Genomic DNA, 15,372 nt, shown 5'->3' on the forward strand with positions numbered 1-15,372 from the left:
CGAGCACCCCACGTCTTGAACCTTCATCGCAGGCAAAGACGTGGATGGTCGACACAAGGTCGACCATGACGCCCGCGGACGGCCCTAGGCCAGCTCGAATTCGAGCAGCACGGTCCGCTGCAGGAACGAGAAATTGTCGTCAGAGATCAGGGTGAGGATCGTCTTGCCCTGCTCCTGGTGGACGCAGAGCCCTTCCATGTTGTCGATCTCCTGGCCGAGATCGGCCTCGATCAGGTAGCGGCCGTCCAAGATCGCCCCCGGCCTGAGATCGCCCGCAGCGACCCGCCGGATCCGCATGCCGACGCCGCGCAGGGGCTTGTACCAGCGCTCCAGCAACAGCAGATCACCCCCCGGCAGGAAGGCGAGGTCGGTGATGTCGAAACCGTCATGGCGGCGCACCTGGAACAGTCCCGGCCGCCGCCCGCCAATGATGACGCCGAGCGTCGGCTCGTCCTCCTTGCCGGAGCGCTCGGAGATCGCGACCAGCGCACCGGCCAATGGCTGCCCGGCGGGGACGATGCCGATCGCCTCCAGCCCGCGATTGCTCTTCAGCCGCTTGACCTCGCGCGGCACCGGCACGATCAGCGCCCGCGCCTCGACGCCATGCCGGGCCCAGTCGAAGCGCAGGATGTCATGGGTCCGCTCGACGCCGATATAGGCGACGCCGCCGACGATCGTCAGGCATTCGGTGTCGTAATAGCGCGAGCGGTGCAGCGGCCGGCCCGAGGCTCCGAGGATCGGGGCGAGCTCGGCCTGCTCGAAGCGCGCGATCCGGCCCTTCTCCGAGACCGCCTTCGCGGTGAGCCAGAAGCCGTTATCGGTGACGGCGACGACATCGGCGCCGCTGGCCGAACGCCAGAGCCCCGAAAAGCCGCCGAATCGCGGGTGGTCGCCACGCAGCGTCGCACCGCCCCGGAAGCCGAGTTCGCCAAAGCGGCTCTTGCCCGGGCTGCGCGGCTCAAAGGCGTCGAACGGCCGGACGCTGATCGCGACCGGGATGCGGCCGGGCTCGACGCTTTGGGCGCGCGCCTCGGGCAGGCCGATGGATGCGGCGCCGAGCCCCGCGAGGACGCCGCGCCGGGTCAGCCTCATTGCAGGCGGCGCGAAACCGGGCTCTTGGTCGCGGCGGGCCCATCCTCCTCGAAGAGCTCGGCGAGCTTCTCGGTCATCACGCCGCCGAGCTCTTCCGCATCGACGATGGTGACGGCGCGGCGGTAATAGCGCGTCACGTCATGGCCGATGCCGATCGCGATCAGCTCGACCGGCGAACGGGCCTCGATCTCGGCAATGATATGGCGCAGATGCCGCTCGAGATAATTGCCGGCATTGACCGACAGGGTCGAATCGTCGACCGGCGCGCCGTCCGAGATCACCATCAGGATCTTGCGCTGCTCGGGCCGGGCGAGCAGGCGCTTATGGGCCCAGTCCAGCGCCTCGCCGTCGATATTCTCCTTGAGCAGCCCCTCGCGCATCATCAGCCCGAGATTCTTCCGCGCCCGGCGCCAGGGCGCGTCGGCGGCCTTGTAGATGATGTGGCGCAGGTCGTTGAGGCGGCCGGGATTGGCCGGCTTGCCCGATTGCAGCCAAGCTTCGCGCGAAAGCCCGCCCTTCCAGGCGCGCGTGGTGAAACCGAGCAGCTCGACCTTGACGCCGCAGCGCTCCAGCGTCCGCGCCAGGATGTCGGCGCAGGTCGCCGCGACCGTGATCGGCCGGCCGCGCATCGAGCCGGAATTGTCGATCAGCAGCGTCACCACCGTATCGCGGAAATTCGTGTCCGATTCCTGCCGGAAGGAGAGCGGCTGGAACGGGTCGATGATGATCCGCGGCAGGCGCGAGGGATCGAGCGCGCCCTCCTCCAGGTCGAACTGCCAGGAGCGGTTCTGCTGCGCCATCAGGCGGCGCTGCAGGCGGTTGGCGAGCCGCGCGACGACGCCCTGGAGATGGGCGAGCTGCTTGTCGAGATAGGCGCGCAGCCGGGTCAGCTCCTCCGGGTCGCAGAGCTCCTCGGCGGTGACGGTCTCGTCGAACTTGACGGTATAGGGCTTGTAGTCGGTTTGCGGCCGGTCGTTCTGGCGGCCCTCGCGCGGCCGCGGCGCCTCGCCGGCCTCCTCCGATTCCGACGATTCGTCCTCGTCGTCCCAGTCGCCAGCCGGCGCGTCGGTCGCCTCGGACGCGCCCTCCTGCAGCTCCTCGGTCGCGTCCTCGCTGACCTCGGTCTCGGAGCGCTCGCCGCCGCTTTCCTGCTCGGCCTCGCCGTCTTGCTCCTGCTGGTCTTCCGAGGACTGGTCCTGATCGTCCTCGTCCTCCTCGTCGTCCTGGCCCTGCGAGCTCTGCTCGGCCATGTCGAGCGAGACCAGCATGTCGCGCACGGTACGGGCGAAGGCGCGCTGGTCCTCGACTGCGCCCGACAGCCGGTCGAGGTCGCCGCCCGCCTTGGTCTCGATCAGGTCACGCCAGAGATCGACCAGCTTGCTCGCCGCCTGGGGCGGTTTCAGGCCGGTCAGGCGCTCGCGCACCAGCAGCGCCAGCGCATCCTCCAGCGGCGCGTCGGCGCGGTCGGTGATCTCCTCATAGCGCCCGCCACGGTGATAGCGGTCCTCGAGCATGGCCGTGATGTTGCCGGCCATGCCGGTCATCCGGCGCGAGCCGACGCATTCGACGCGGGCCTGCTCGACCGCGTCGAACACGGCGCGAGCGGCATCGCCGTCGGGCGCGGAGCGGCGGTGGATCGACGCGTCATGGCAGGCGAGCCGGAGCGCCATCGAATCGGAATGGCCGCGCAGGATCGCGACGTCCTGCACCGTGAGCTTGCGCGGTGGTTCCGGCAGGCGGGCGCGCTCGCCGACGAGCGAGGGTTTGTCGGCGGCGAAGACGATTTCCATCTCGGGCTTGCGGGCGATCGCCTTCATCGCCCCGGAAATGGCGCGCTTCAGCGGCTCGGCCGGCGCTTCCTTGGGGGTGCCGGGCTTGCGATTCGAGATGCTCATAGCGGTCGCCGCGCTCCGGTTTTGGTAACGCTCAAGACAAATTCGATGGCCTTCGCAAGATCGGTATCGAATGCGCCTGCCCGACCGCTGTCATACAATTCCCGCCAGTGCAGGTAACCCTCATTAAAGCGATCGGGGACGGGGCCGTTGCCAAGATGCTGGTGAAGGGAGCGCAATAGCGCGGCCTGCCTGATCGGCAAGTGGCCGATGTCAGTCATCTCTGCTCGTGGCGTTACCGGGTGGGGTAGGGCACGGCTGATCGCAATCGAGATAATCGCATCGTGCTCGCCGACATCGATCCGACCAATGGTCACTCGAGAATCGACGTCCGGTGCGTTGTGATAGGTCCACACCTGCCCGGGTTCGAGGTCGATACTGGCAGATATGCTCATAGCGCCTTCGTGAAATGGTGAAAGGTCTGGCCGGCGACGGGATAATCCTCCATCCGGCCGCATTCGCGATAGCCCATGCGGGGATAGAAGCCCGGCGCCTGGATGCTCATCGTCCCGAGATAGACGCCGCGCGCCCCATAGTCCCGCGCCGCCTGCTCGGCCATGCCCAGAAGAGCCTCGCCATGGCCGGCGCCGCGATGGGCCTCGTCGATCCAGAGCAGGTCGACATAGAGCCATTCCCATTTCAGCTCGCCAATGAGGCCGCCGACCATCGTGCCGGCCTCGTCGCGCAGGCTGAGCGCCAGCGGCTCGGTCCTGCGCGGCCCGACCCGCGCCTCGTTATGCGCGCTCAGGCCCCTCACCACGGCTTCCCGGGTCGCGGCGACGTCCGCCTCCCGCTGGATGCTGACGGAACATCGCTCCGGGGCACCGGTCGTCAGATTGTCAGCGGCGATCCCCACCGTAAGTCTCCGTCAGCGCGCCCGCCCGTCATAGAGCGTCGGGCTCAGCTCGCCCGGTTCGACGCCGGCGAGGCAGCGCGCGTTGATCGCGACCATCGCCGTGCCGTCCGGTCCCGTGGCGCGCGCGAAGGATTCGATGCCGCAGCTCTCGCAGAAGAGATGCTGGATCTTCTGGGTATGGAACCGGTACTCGGTCAGCGCGTCCTCGCCCTTCGTCAGCGTGAAGTTCGTCGCCGGGGTGAAGGCCAGCACCGAGCCGCGACGCTGGCAATAGGAGCAGTTGCAGGTGATCGTCTTGCCGAGGTCGGCCTCGACCTCATAGGCGACCCGCCCGCAATGGCAGCTTCCCTCGTATCGGGCCATGGCAGGCCTCCTTCAGTTCAGCGTGTTCCGATCGCAAAAGTGGTTCCCACTTTTGCGGAACAAGCTCTAGCTCAGCACGACATTGACCGCGCTCTCCGGCAGTTCCTTGCCGAAGGAACGCTGGAAGAACTCGGCGACCAGCGTGCGCTCCATCTCGTCGCATTTGTTCAGGAAGGTCACCCGGAAGGCGAAGCCGATATCGCCGAAGATCGCGGCGTTCTCGGCCCAGGTGATCACCGTGCGCGGGCTCATCACCGTCGAGAGATCGCCGTTCATGAAGGCGTTGCGGGTGAGGTCGGCGACGCGGACCATCTTGTTGACGATGTCCTTGCCCTCGGGCGAGGCCTGATAATGCTTCGACTTGGCGAGCACGATCGCGACCTCATTGTCATGCGGCAGGTAGTTCAGCGTGGTCACGATCGACCAGCGGTCCATCTGGCCCTGATTGATCTGCTGCGTGCCGTGATAGAGGCCCGACGTATCGCCGAGGCCGACCGTGTTGGCGGTGGCGAACAGGCGGAACGAGGGATGCGGGCGAATGACGCGCTTCTGGTCGAGCAGCGTCAGCTTGCCGGACTGCTCGAGCACGCGCTGGATCACGAACATCACGTCAGGGCGGCCGGCGTCATACTCGTCGAAGACCAGCGCGATGTTGTTCTGCAGCGCCCAGGGCAGGATGCCGTCCTGGAACTCGGTGATCTGCTTGCCTTCCTTCAGCACGATCGCGTCCTTGCCGACGAGATCGAGCCGTGAGACATGGCTGTCGAGGTTGACGCGCACGCAGGGCCAGTTCAGCCGGGCCGCGACCTGCTCGATATGGGTCGATTTGCCGGTGCCGTGATAGCCCGAGATCATGACGCGGCGGTTATGCGCAAAGCCGGCGAGGATCGCGATCGTGGTGTCGCGGTCGAAACGGTAATCCACGTCGAGATCGGGCACATGCGCCTCGGCCTGCGAATAGGCCGGCACCTCGAGATCGGAATCGATCCCGAAGGTCTGACGCACCGACAGCTTCATGTCGGGAAGGCCCTGGGCAGTCGTCGTCGTCATTGTCTTGTCTCCGGGCGCAGAACCTTGCCGGGCGAACCACCGGTTGTCCCACTGCCGACCGAAAGGGGAGGCGTATGCCATCCTAATTAGAGCGAAAGCGTCGGAGCGGCAATTCGCAAACCGCCGCAGCGGCAATTCGCAAAAGGCATGCCGGGACCTTGACGGCTTTCGGCCCGAAACAGGTCAATCCCGCTCGAGCAGCAGCCTGGCGATGATCGAAACGGCATTCCGGGCCCCATCGCGATCGATCGCAAGCGGCCGCGGGGCAGGTTCCGCGAGCATGCGCTCCACTGCTGCGGCGAGTATTTCGGGCGTCAGCGCCTCGCTGCCTGACAGGCGCAGGCAGCGAGCGAGGCCGGCGCGCGCCATCGCCTCCGCCCGGATCGCCTGCTCGGTCTCGTTGCCGGCATCGAACGGCACCACGATCGCCGGACGGCCGGCGCGGACCAGGTCGAGCACCGTGTTGTAGCCGGCCTGGCTGATCGACACTGCGCAACCGGCCAGCAGCGCCAGAAAATCGGCACGCGCGCGCTCGACCGTGACATGCCCGGGCGCGCTCGCCTGCAATCGCGCGAATTCCGGTTCCGCGATGCCCTGGCCGGCGAGAATGCGCCAGCGCGCCTTGGGGCCAAGTAGGCCCGCGGCCGCGATGGCGAGGTCGAAGAGCGGGAGCGATGCTCCAGACCCACCGCCCGAAACCACGATCTCGCCGGATGGCAGCAGGACGACCGGCGCCTCCGGCCCGGTCAGGTAGCCGGTATAGTGCAGGCGTCGCGCCAGCTCCGGAGAGACCGGCCAGGATGCCTCCAGCGGCAGGAGGCCGGCATCGCCATGGACCAGCACGGCGTCGAAATGCTCGGCGACGCGCCGATGGACCTCGGCGACGCGATCGGCGCGTGGCGTCACCAGCACGTCGCGGATCGAGGCCAGGACCAGCGCCTTCGGATTGGCGGCTTTCGCCGCTTCGATCAGGCCCAAAAACTCGCCGGCGAGCTGCCGCCGTCCGAACGGGAAATGTTCGGTGATCACGAGATCGGGCCGCAAGCGCGCTGCGAGACCGGCGAGCAGCGTGCGCCGCTCCAGGCGGCGGCCGTCATCGATCGGCGCCCCGTGCTCGTCGAGCAGATTGCGGAAATCGACGCCTTCCACCTTGACCGGCGGAAGCTGCACGAAGCTGAAGCCGCCTTCGCGAGCGGCGCGCAGCGCGACGCCGCCGCTGACCAGCACCGTCTCGTAACCGGCCTCGCTCAGCGCCTGCGCGAGATGCATCGCCCTGACCAGATGGCCGCTGCCGAGCAGATGCGTCACCGCGATCAGGACGCGTTTCGTCATGACCTGCGCGCCGCCGCGGCGGATTCCAGCAGCGCCGTCCGAATCCGGTCGAGCCCCGCCGCGGCCGAGAAGGCTTCGGCCAGGCGCTTGAACGCCGCCTGCCCGAGCAGGGCGCGCCGCGCCGGGTCAGCCGCGAGCTCGGCCAGCTGGCGGCTCAGCGCCGTGATGTCGCCCGGCGCGACCAGCACGCCCTCGACGCCGTCGCGGACGAATTCCGGGATGCCGGCGAAATCGGTGGCGACGATCGGCAAGGCCTGGCTCGCCGCCTCCATCACGACATTGGGCAGGCCGTCGCGATCGCCGTCGACCGCCTGTTTCGAGGGCAGCACGAAAAGGTCGGCCTCGCGCAAAGCCGCGACCACATCCTGCTGCGCCTTGGGCCCGGTCCAGGTGATGCGTCCGGACAAGCCGAGCTTCTCGGCCAACGCCCTGAGCGAGGCCAGCTTCTCGCCACCACCGATATGGCTGAGCCGCCAATGCAGCTCCGGCGGCAACGCCGCCAGCGCCGCGAGCAGATCGTCAAAACCCTTCTTCTCGACGGCGCGCCCGATGGTGACGAAACGCACCGGATCGGCCGGATCCCTGCCATCGCGACCCCGTCGCACGGCCGGCGGCGCCGGAAAGCGCGCCAGGTCGAGCCCATGATGCACCAGCGCGACCTTGTCGGGCCGCTCAGTGAGCCGCGCCAGCTCGCGATGGCCGTCCTGCGTGCAGGTCACGCCCCAGGCCGCGTCGGCGATCTTCTCGCGCTTCTCCCAGTCCGGCGTGGTCCAGATGTCCTTGGCATGGGCCGAGAACGACCAGGTCAGGCCGCGCAGCAATGCGGCGTAGCGGATCACCGAGGCCGGCGTATGCAGGTAATGCACATGCAGATGCGTGATCTCCGCCGGCAATTCGCGGGCCATGACGCAGGCCTGTCCGAACCGGCGCAGGCGATTGCGGGTCCTGTCCCGCGCGAGATCGCGCAGGACGACGGCGGCGAGCCGGATCATCCTTGGCCGCAGCAGCGCCGACCCTAGCCCGCGCAGCACGCGTCCCGGCTCCTCGTGCAGATATTCCGGCAGATAGCTGACCGGCGCCGCGATCTGCTGGTGCATGAGATGGCGCGCGGCATCCGTCGGGCGGCGCAGCGACCAGATCGAAAAGCTGAGTCCACCCTGCTGCAGACCGAGCAGTTCCTGCGCGATGAAGGTCTCCGACAGGCGGGGATAGCCCTTCATCGCGATGGCGATGCGTGGCCGAGGCGGCTCGCTCATCGCCTGCCGATCAGCATGAAGCGGGTGTAGTTCTTCGTCGGCAGCGCGCCGGCGAAGCCGATCTCCGACAGGCCGACCTGCGCCTTGAATGCATCCAGCGTCGCGACGCAGCTGCGGTGATCGGGCTCGCGAAAATAGTCGTTCGACTGGAGCACGACCGGCAAGCCGGCCGGCAGCGACGCGACCCAGCCGGGAACGTCACTGAGATGCTCGCAGCTCGTGTTGATCACGAGCCCCGGCAGGACCGGCTCGGCCGCGAAATCGAGCTCCACCATGTCGGCGGTCACCGCCCTGAACCGGCCCTCCGCGAGATGGCGCCGGTTCAGCCGCTCGGCGACCGCCGCGCAGCCCGGATCGCGATCGAGGCTGACCACCACGCCGATATCGAGCCGAGGATCGTCCAGCAGCAGCGCGCCGAGCACGCCATACCAGGCGCCGAGCACCCAGACCGGGCCGCCGGGTCGCGGCAACGTCTCGGCGAGCGCGTCGATCAGCCAGCGCTTGGACGCGATCTGCTTGTGATTGAAGGCGATCCACAATTCGGGCGGCATGTCCTGGCCGACCAGCCGCGCCAGATCGGCCACGACCCGGTTCCCGGTCAAGGCTGCGACGCCGCGCAGAATATCGTAGAAGGCGTCCGGAGGCGTGTCGGTGCTCATGCCGTATCGCGAAGGGGCGGGATGGAAGTGGCCGGACCATATGCAAGCGCGCGGGCAAAGGCCAGCCATGCGGATGACGGCGCAGAAGCGCCGTCCGGCGTGCTCCTGCCGCATCTCGCCGGCCCGGCTGCCTGCCTGCGGCAGGTGCTGGCGGCCCATGCCGTGCGGCATTGCCCGCATATCGTCGAGATTGGCGGCGCCGGCCTGCCAATCACCGGTTTTCTGACGCATCAGCCGCGCTCGGTCACGGTGATCGACCCGAAGATCCCTGCCTTCTCCGCCGCGACGCTGAATGGCGCGCCATGCGAGGTCCGCCATCTCGCGGCGAAGCTGCAGGCCGTCGCGCTGCAGCCCGTCTCGCCATTTGCCCTGTTGCTGCTCGGCCTGTCGCTCAAGCCCTTTGGCGGCACACAGGCCACGGCCCCCGAGTTGCTGGTCTTGGCGGCGGAGGCGGAAACGCTGGTGATCGACTATGCGCTCGACCTCGAACGCGCCTGCGACCAGATCGCGGCGATCACGGCGACGAGGACGACCCCGCCGCTGATCGATCTGGCGATGGCGATCGACGATCCGGGGCTGCGCGAGGCCGGATACGCGCGCCGACGTTTCCTCGTCTACGGCGGAGCATGAGCCTCAGCCGTCCTGCTTTTCGGACGTTGCCTTGGCGGTCGTCTTGGCTGCCTTCGACCGCCGGCGGCCAGTGCCGGACGGCACTGGCGTGGGCTCAGGCTCGGGTGACACGGCGGCACCATCGGTCGCGACCGGCAGGGCCTCGGCGGGTGCCTCCCGCTCCTCGTCCTCCTCGGTGACGTCCCCACGCGGCGTCCTGGCAAAGCCATAGGCCGCCATCGGCGTGTCGCGCCCCTTGATCATCAGCTTCAGCGGCGTCGCATCGGCGAAGCTGCGGCCGGTGACGGCGACGGTCGCCTCCGAGACCACGATATCGGCGAGGACGCGCCGGGTTGCCGCCTCGAGCTGGCTCGCGATCGTCACCGTCTCGCCGACCGTGATCTCGTGACGCCCGAGGCTGTCATTCTCGACCGCGCCGAAAATCGCCTGGCCGGTATGGATGCCGATGCCGATCCGCAGCGGCAGGGGCAGCGCCGCGCTGAATTCGCGGTTCAGCGCCTCGACCGCTCGGACGATGTCTCCGGCCGCCGCGATCGCCGAGAGGCCGGCCTTCGCCGGAGTGACCTCGAGGCCGAACACCGCCATGAAGCCGTCGCCGTAGAGCGCATCGATACGCCCGCCATGGGCGATGATGGCCTGCGCCATCTCGTCGAAGAAGCGGTTGAGCAGCCCCATCAGCTCATGCGGCAATTGCCGCTCCGACAAGGCGGAGAAGGCGCGAAGATCTGCCACCATCACGGTCAGGCCGCGCCGGCCGATCGAGCTGTCGAGCTCGATGTTGCGCGAGGCGGCGCCCAGTTTCGAGGCGAGCAGGAGCTGGACCTGCAGGTCGTCGCGCGGCCTGATCTGGCAGGCGAGCCGGACGCGCGGCGGCGCCGAGATGCGGCGCAGCAGCTTCGCCTCGTTCGGCCCCGGCGCAGGCAGATGGTCGGCGCCGTCGATCACCAGCACGCGGCAGGTGGCGCAGCGCGCCCGCCCGCCGCAGAGCGCCGCATGCGGAATGCCGAAGCGCCTGAACATCTCCAGCACGGTCGGTCCCGGCACGGTCTTGCGGACGCCGTGACCGACGAAGCGGACCGTGATCGCCCGCGTCGTGCGGACCCGGAATTCGCGGAATCCGGCAAAGAGCGCGAACCCGCCGACCAGGCCGAAGAAGGCCGCCTTGCCCCAGAACACGTCCCGGTCGAACATCGCGACCTGCGCGTCCGAATAGGTTTCGGGCGGCAGCGCCATTTGCGCGGCCTCGCGGCTCGCCACGGCAAAGCCGATCAGCGCCAGCAGCGGGACGAGGATGACGGCGAGCAGGAAGACGTCGCGCCAGCGCGCATAGCCATCGCGGCTGCGCAGGATGAAGTGCAGCCCGATGATGCCATGCGTCCAGACCAGCAGCAGCAGCAGCGACTGGGTCATCGCCAGGTTCGGCCAAAGCCGGCGCAGCACGGCATGGTAGCTCTCGTCGAGCTGGAAATAGCTGCCCATCACGCGGGTCCCGACGACATGGTCGACGAGCAGGAGCGGGATGGCGAGCCCGAGCGCGATCTGCAACAGCTCGCGCGTCGGCATCCGGAAGGTCCGGCGCCCGGCGACCCGCAGCAGCGCGAAGAGCGGATGGACGATCAGCGCGCCATAGAGCGCCACCGTGCCGGGCCAGGAATGCCAGAGCGCGTAGCGCCATTCCTGCACGCGCTCCATCGCCACGACGCCGGCGATGCCGACCGCGTGGTTGAGGAAATGCGTCGTCGCGAAGACGAGCAGGATCATGCCGGAAACCAGGCGGATGTCGCGGCTCCACGACGAGACCTGGTTCATGCCGGTATCGAAGCCGGGTGTTCTGCGCTTGTCGCCGATCGCCGGTGGGCTGCTCATGAACGCCGCGTCATCAATGGACCTTTTCGTTGTGGAGCACGAAATCGGCCAGCCTGTAGAGGCGCGAGGCGAGGTCGCGCGAGAGCGCGACGCAGAAATCGGGAACGGTCCCGAGCAGCTCGAAGAACACGTCCTTCGGCAGACGCAGCGCGGCCACATCGGTCTTTGCGGCGACCTCGCCGATATAGCTCTGGTCGCAGAGCATCGGCACGTCGCCGAAAATGCTGCCGGTCTCGAACAGGAAACGCTTGGTGCGTCCGTCGTCGCGCTGGTGCGAGAGCTCGACCTCGCCCTGCAGGATGAAATAGACGCCTTCGGGCTTCTCGCCTTCCTCGATGATGACGGTCCCGGCGTCGAAATGCAGCTTCTCGCCCATCAGCGCCAGGAGCTTGAGCCTGGGCGCCGGCAGGCTGTTGAGCAACGGAATGCTCCGCAAGCAAACGATATCGCTTTCGAGAGTCATGGTCGCGCCTCCACCCCTTCGGAGACCGCAGGAGGCGGAGCGGCGGCCTCGCCCTCCGGCCTGTCATCGACCTCCGCCTCGTCGTCCTCGATCATGCCGGAGGGGCCGCTGAACACGACCCTCGGCGTGATGTCCTTGGCGAGACTAGCATCGCCGAGAAGAAGGAACAGTGTCATCCCTGCGCAATGCTCGCGCAACCGGCCGATGATGTCGGCAGCCCTGCTCGTTGTCGCGAGCAGCGCGCTGGGATCGAGCACCGCGATCTGCGGCCCCTTGATGAGCGCCTGCGCCAGCGGGATCGCCAGCTTGAGTCGCGTCGGCAGGAAGCGGCCGCGGATGCCGCAATCGGTATTGAGCCCGACACGGTACAGCGCCGCGTCGAGGCCGCCGCGCGACAGCGCCGTGCGCATGATCTCGGCGACCTTGCGGTTCGCATCCGCGATGCCGAAGCCGATACGGCCGAACAGGAGATTGTCCCGGATGCTGGCGCCGTCGACCGCGCGCTGCGGATCGTAGAAATCGACATCCGCTGCCGCATCGGCCGGCAGATGCTGCTTGAAGCTGGCGCGCGCCCGCAGGAGGCGCCGCCGCAGCGCATCGTCGAGCAGATTGAGCCGATGCTTCGGCTCGATATAGCCGAGCGCCAGCGCCAGCAGGTCGCGCTCCGTCTCCGGGTCGAGCGGCGTGCGCATGTCATGCTTGCTCAGGATCGCCGCCAGGTTGTTGAGCCTTTCCAGGTCGAACGTCGTGCCGAAGGTGTAGCGCTCGAACAGGGCATGGCCCACCGGCAGGCCCTCGAAGATCTCGACGACCGTCGAGACGATGCGTCCTCCGACCTCGACCAGCGGCTCGATCAGCGCCTCGGCCTGCATCAGGGCCCGGGCATAAGGTTCGGTCAGCAGGGTCTCGTTGGCGAAGCGTGAGCCCTTGCGCGCCCCGAAGATCAGATTCTCCGCGATGGTCGCGTTGTTGTTGTAGCGCTCGGGATCGAAGGTCTCGACCAGGCCGGCGAGCTTGCTCCTGGCGAGTTCGGCCGTCACGACCCGCCGGGCTTCGGTGATCCTTTCGATGACGGGCTGGTCCAGCGGCAGGACCACCTTTCCGTCGAGCCCGAGCTCATAGACGTCCTCGTCGCAGCCCAGGACGTGCAGGACCTCCTTGATATGCTCCTCGAGCGCGTCGGCATCGGCCACCCCGGCGCCTTCGTAATCCGTCCAGTCGGCAGCGAATGACAATGGCGTGTTGCCGGAGCGCACAGCCTCGATGAAGCGCCGGTGCTCCTCCGAGGACACCTTGCCGTCCGGCTTCATGCTCGGCCGCCGGCGCCGCAGCGGCAGCAGGATGTTGTCGCGCAAGGTGCCGTTGATGATCTCCACGTCCTGGCCGGCATAGCCGATCAGATGGCTCGCCCGCTCGACCGAGAACCGGGCGAGATTGGCCCGGTCGATCAGCACCTTTCCGGAATAGGACATGATCTGCCGCCCCAGGATCCGGCCGAACACGTCGCGGGCGCCGCCCGGTGGCCCGATCACCGCCACGACGCCCGGCCGGGGCAATTGCAGCGACAGGGGCGAGAGCAGGGGCTGGCCGCGATTGTCGAGCATCTGGATGCTGTCCAGCCTGACCTCGCCCGTGTCGGGCAGCCGCGCCACCCCGTCATCCTCGTCGAGCACCAGCGTCTCGTCCGGATTGAACTGGTTGATGACCTGCTCGTACTTGATGGTGACGTCGTTGCGCTGCTGATCCCAGTCGATCAGTTCCTTGATCGGCGGCGGCAGGTCGCGATAAGCGGCGATGACGGCGACGAGCTGGCCGATATCGAGGCGGCCCTGCAGCGCGAAATAGCCGCCGACCGCATAGAAGAAGAACGGCGTGATCTGGGCCAGCAGGTTGTTCAGGAACTTGACCGCGAATTTGCGCTTGTAGAGCGCGTAGCGGATGTCGAACAGGTGGCCGAGCCGCCCGGCGATGTCGGACTGGACATAGACCGTCGCGCCGTGGCCCTGGATTGTCGGGCCGGCGTCGACGATCTCGCCGATGCGGCCCGCGAGCTGGCGCGAGGCGATCTGCCGTTGCCGGCCGAGGCGGAGCTGCTCGCGGCGCAGGATCGGGATGATGATCGCCTGCGCGATCACGATCGAGAGAGCGATCGAGCCCAGCCAGACGCTCTGCGCCATGATGAAGACGAGCGCCGTCAGCGCCTGGCTCAGCAGGAAGACGGGCTGGATGAAGGCGTCGCCGACGAAGCCGCCGATCGGCTCGACCTCGTCCTTGATCATGCTCGCCACTTCCGCCGGCTTGACCGACCGGATCTCCTCCGGCCGGAAGCGCATCAGCTGGCCGAACAGGTCGTAGCGCATGCGCCTCAGCATCCGTTCGCCGAGGATGCCCTTGCGCAGGTTGATGACATATTTGAAGGCGCCGTTGATCAGCACCAGCAGCAGGAAATACAGGCTCAGGCCCAGCAAAAGCCCGAGCTGGCCGACCTGGAAGCCCTCGAACGCCAAAATGTTGCCGCCGCCGAGGAAGCCCGGCAGGTGGAGGCTGAAGTCCAGCAGGGTCGCGGCCGTCTTGCCGTCCTTGAAGGCGCCACCCTGGATGGCATCGTTGACGATGCGCTTGGGAACGTCGAACGAGGCCCAGTAGAAGGGGATCGAGGCCAGGATGATCAGCAGGACGACGATCTGTTCGCTGCGGCTCTTCTGCCAGATGTATCGGAAGAGGTTCGTCTCCAAGGGACGTCCTGTCTGGCGGAGCAAGGCCTCCGCCGCTCAGTCTGCTTCAGCTACGCATATGTGGTCAGCCCGGATGCTTCCGCAATGTCGCGCTGCGACAGGCCTGCGCTTGCACCGCTTCCAGCCGCGTGTTTCGATTGCCGCGGGTGGAGGAACAAGATGCCGAGCAATACCGGGCGGCGCGGGCCGGGCTGGAGGATCGCCCTGCTAGCGATGGCGATCTTGCCAGCGTCAGCCGCTGCGGCAGAGGATCCCTCCGACCTCATCCTGAAGGACGGTTTCGACGCCGGCCGCTTCGCGCCCGAGGGCGGCCTCTACTACAAGGACAATGCCGAACAGCGCGCCGGGCGCGTCACCTTCCAGGAGAAGAACGTCCTCACCGGCCGCGGTGCGGTGACGCTGTCGGTCCAGCCGCTATGCGGCAAGGGCGCACGCAATTGCAGCGAGCGGGCCGAGGTCTGGGAGCGGCCGGGCGTGCTGGCGAACTATGACCGGACTGTCTGGTACGGCTTTGCCATGCGCCTCGACGATCCGGTGCCGCAGAACGACACCCGCTACGTCATGGCGCAATGGAAGCGGGCGATCATCCCGGGCGCCGAAGGCGACTACTCGCCGTTCCTGGCGCTCAGGCTCTATCGCGGGCGTCTCGGCGTCACCGTCGAGACCGATCTCGTCGAGGCCTTCCCGATCGGCGGGCCGGAGCGCCCGAACGGCTGCCTGCCGGGAGAGGCGCAGGTGCTGAACCGACCCAAGGCTCGCCAGACGCGTGCGCTGGTCGCCATCGAGACGGGCAGCACGGCGGCGGATTATCCCTCCTATTTCAACGCCTGCGCACCCGGCATCGCGGTCACCCGGCATGCCGACCTCCCCCTGGCCCGGAAGGGCTGGATCGACTTCGTTTTCCGGTCCCAGCCGGGCCCTGGCGGCAACGGCCATGTCGAGATCATCGCCGACGGGCGCCAGATCGCGACGGTCAAGGGCCATATCGGCCATCATGGCGTCGGCCTCGGCAGCACGCAGTATTTCAAGTTCGGCCCCTACCGGGCCGCCAATGCGGGGCCCTGGAGCGTGAGCTACGACGATTTCCGGCGCGGGCCGCGTTGCGAAGATGTCATTCACGATGGCCAGTGTCCGCAGCCATGAGCGCAGGCGAGAGGATGATTGGCAGGACGCGGCTT

The 15,372-nt window shown here is 67.7% G+C and carries 14 protein-coding genes; 2 read left to right on the plus strand and 12 right to left on the minus strand.

Translation table 11 applies throughout. From position 1 onward, the window contains the following. Positions 1 to 84: 84 nt before the first annotated feature. The 9 genes from ACTIF2_RS06770 to ACTIF2_RS06810 form a co-directional block, all read right to left on the minus strand. Positions 85 to 1,092, minus strand: a complete 1,008-nt coding sequence (locus tag ACTIF2_RS06770) for an esterase-like activity of phytase family protein (protein ID WP_439496279.1) — start codon at positions 1,090 to 1,092, stop codon at positions 85 to 87. Further along, positions 1,089 to 2,987, minus strand: a complete 1,899-nt coding sequence (cobT, locus tag ACTIF2_RS06775; protein ID WP_439496280.1) for a cobaltochelatase subunit CobT — start codon at positions 2,985 to 2,987, stop codon at positions 1,089 to 1,091. Before cobT ends, ACTIF2_RS06770 begins: the two co-directional genes overlap by 4 nt. Beyond that, a complete protein-coding gene (locus ACTIF2_RS06780) occupies positions 2,984 to 3,379 on the minus strand; it encodes a hypothetical protein (protein ID WP_439496281.1) in 396 nt (131 codons plus the stop codon). Before ACTIF2_RS06780 ends, cobT begins: the two co-directional genes overlap by 4 nt. Beyond that, entirely contained in the window at positions 3,376 to 3,840 is a 465-nt protein-coding gene (locus tag ACTIF2_RS06785; RefSeq protein ID WP_439496282.1) for a GNAT family N-acetyltransferase, read from the minus strand. The genes ACTIF2_RS06780 and ACTIF2_RS06785 overlap by 4 nt, the downstream gene beginning before the upstream one ends. A 12-nt stretch (positions 3,841 to 3,852) precedes the next feature. After that, the gene (locus ACTIF2_RS06790) at positions 3,853 to 4,203 is read right to left on the minus strand and encodes a GFA family protein (RefSeq protein WP_439496283.1); all 351 of its coding nucleotides are present in this window, start codon (positions 4,201 to 4,203) and stop codon (positions 3,853 to 3,855) included. Positions 4,204 to 4,269: 66 nt separating this feature from the next. Further along, positions 4,270 to 5,253, minus strand: a complete 984-nt coding sequence (cobS, locus tag ACTIF2_RS06795; RefSeq protein WP_439496284.1) for a cobaltochelatase subunit CobS — start codon at positions 5,251 to 5,253, stop codon at positions 4,270 to 4,272. Between the two features lie 183 nt (positions 5,254 to 5,436). After that, positions 5,437 to 6,585: a glycosyltransferase family protein gene (locus ACTIF2_RS06800; protein WP_439496285.1), complete on the minus strand. Its 1,149-nt coding sequence runs from the start codon at positions 6,583 to 6,585 to the stop codon at positions 5,437 to 5,439. Continuing rightward, positions 6,582 to 7,841: a glycosyltransferase family 4 protein gene (locus tag ACTIF2_RS06805; RefSeq protein ID WP_439496286.1), complete on the minus strand. Its 1,260-nt coding sequence runs from the start codon at positions 7,839 to 7,841 to the stop codon at positions 6,582 to 6,584. The genes ACTIF2_RS06800 and ACTIF2_RS06805 overlap by 4 nt, the downstream gene beginning before the upstream one ends. Beyond that, entirely contained in the window at positions 7,838 to 8,500 is a 663-nt protein-coding gene (locus ACTIF2_RS06810; protein ID WP_439496287.1) for a class I SAM-dependent methyltransferase, read from the minus strand. Before ACTIF2_RS06810 ends, ACTIF2_RS06805 begins: the two co-directional genes overlap by 4 nt. Before the next feature lie 27 nt (positions 8,501 to 8,527). Here ACTIF2_RS06810 and ACTIF2_RS06815 point away from each other — a divergent pair, with 27 nt between their 5' ends. Continuing rightward, positions 8,528 to 9,130, plus strand: a complete 603-nt coding sequence (locus tag ACTIF2_RS06815; protein ID WP_439496288.1) for a hypothetical protein — start codon at positions 8,528 to 8,530, stop codon at positions 9,128 to 9,130. Between the two features lie 3 nt (positions 9,131 to 9,133). Here ACTIF2_RS06815 and ACTIF2_RS06820 read toward each other — a convergent pair whose 3' ends face one another. From ACTIF2_RS06820 to ACTIF2_RS06830, 3 genes are read right to left on the minus strand one after another with little or no spacing between them, the layout of a single operon-like run. After that, positions 9,134 to 10,996, minus strand: coding sequence for an adenylate/guanylate cyclase domain-containing protein (locus ACTIF2_RS06820; protein ID WP_439496289.1), 1,863 nt, complete (start codon positions 10,994 to 10,996; stop codon positions 9,134 to 9,136). A gap of 13 nt (positions 10,997 to 11,009) precedes the next feature. Continuing rightward, positions 11,010 to 11,459 carry a cyclic nucleotide-binding domain-containing protein gene (locus tag ACTIF2_RS06825; protein WP_439496290.1) on the minus strand — a complete coding sequence of 150 codons (450 nt, stop codon included), beginning with the start codon at positions 11,457 to 11,459 and terminating at the stop codon, positions 11,010 to 11,012. Beyond that, positions 11,456 to 14,194, minus strand: a complete 2,739-nt coding sequence (locus tag ACTIF2_RS06830) for an ABC transporter transmembrane domain-containing protein (protein WP_439496291.1) — start codon at positions 14,192 to 14,194, stop codon at positions 11,456 to 11,458. Before ACTIF2_RS06830 ends, ACTIF2_RS06825 begins: the two co-directional genes overlap by 4 nt. Positions 14,195 to 14,353: 159 nt before the next feature. On the opposite strand from ACTIF2_RS06830, the gene ACTIF2_RS06835 reads away from it, so the two are divergent. After that, positions 14,354 to 15,337: a polysaccharide lyase gene (locus tag ACTIF2_RS06835; RefSeq protein WP_439496292.1), complete on the plus strand. Its 984-nt coding sequence runs from the start codon at positions 14,354 to 14,356 to the stop codon at positions 15,335 to 15,337. Positions 15,338 to 15,372: the final 35 nt, after the last annotated feature.

The organism is Allobosea sp. (assembly GCF_051860145.1).
Taxonomy (GTDB): Bacteria; Pseudomonadota; Alphaproteobacteria; order Rhizobiales; family Beijerinckiaceae; genus Allobosea.

Coding starts and splice junctions, on each gene's coding strand:
- ACTIF2_RS06770 (WP_439496279.1), bottom strand. CDS start 1,092: ATGAGGCTGACCCGGCGCGGCGTCCTCGCGGGGCTCGGCGCCGCATCC.
- cobT (WP_439496280.1), bottom strand. CDS start 2,987: ATGAGCATCTCGAATCGCAAGCCCGGCACCCCCAAGGAAGCGCCGGCC.
- ACTIF2_RS06780 (WP_439496281.1), bottom strand. CDS start 3,379: ATGAGCATATCTGCCAGTATCGACCTCGAACCCGGGCAGGTGTGGACC.
- ACTIF2_RS06790 (WP_439496283.1), bottom strand. CDS start 4,203: ATGGCCCGATACGAGGGAAGCTGCCATTGCGGGCGGGTCGCCTATGAG.
- cobS (WP_439496284.1), bottom strand. CDS start 5,253: ATGACGACGACGACTGCCCAGGGCCTTCCCGACATGAAGCTGTCGGTG.
- ACTIF2_RS06800 (WP_439496285.1), bottom strand. CDS start 6,585: ATGACGAAACGCGTCCTGATCGCGGTGACGCATCTGCTCGGCAGCGGC.
- ACTIF2_RS06805 (WP_439496286.1), bottom strand. CDS start 7,841: ATGAGCGAGCCGCCTCGGCCACGCATCGCCATCGCGATGAAGGGCTAT.
- ACTIF2_RS06810 (WP_439496287.1), bottom strand. CDS start 8,500: ATGAGCACCGACACGCCTCCGGACGCCTTCTACGATATTCTGCGCGGC.
- ACTIF2_RS06820 (WP_439496289.1), bottom strand. CDS start 10,996: ATGAGCAGCCCACCGGCGATCGGCGACAAGCGCAGAACACCCGGCTTC.
- ACTIF2_RS06825 (WP_439496290.1), bottom strand. CDS start 11,459: ATGACTCTCGAAAGCGATATCGTTTGCTTGCGGAGCATTCCGTTGCTC.
- ACTIF2_RS06835 (WP_439496292.1), top strand. CDS start 14,354: ATGCCGAGCAATACCGGGCGGCGCGGGCCGGGCTGGAGGATCGCCCTG.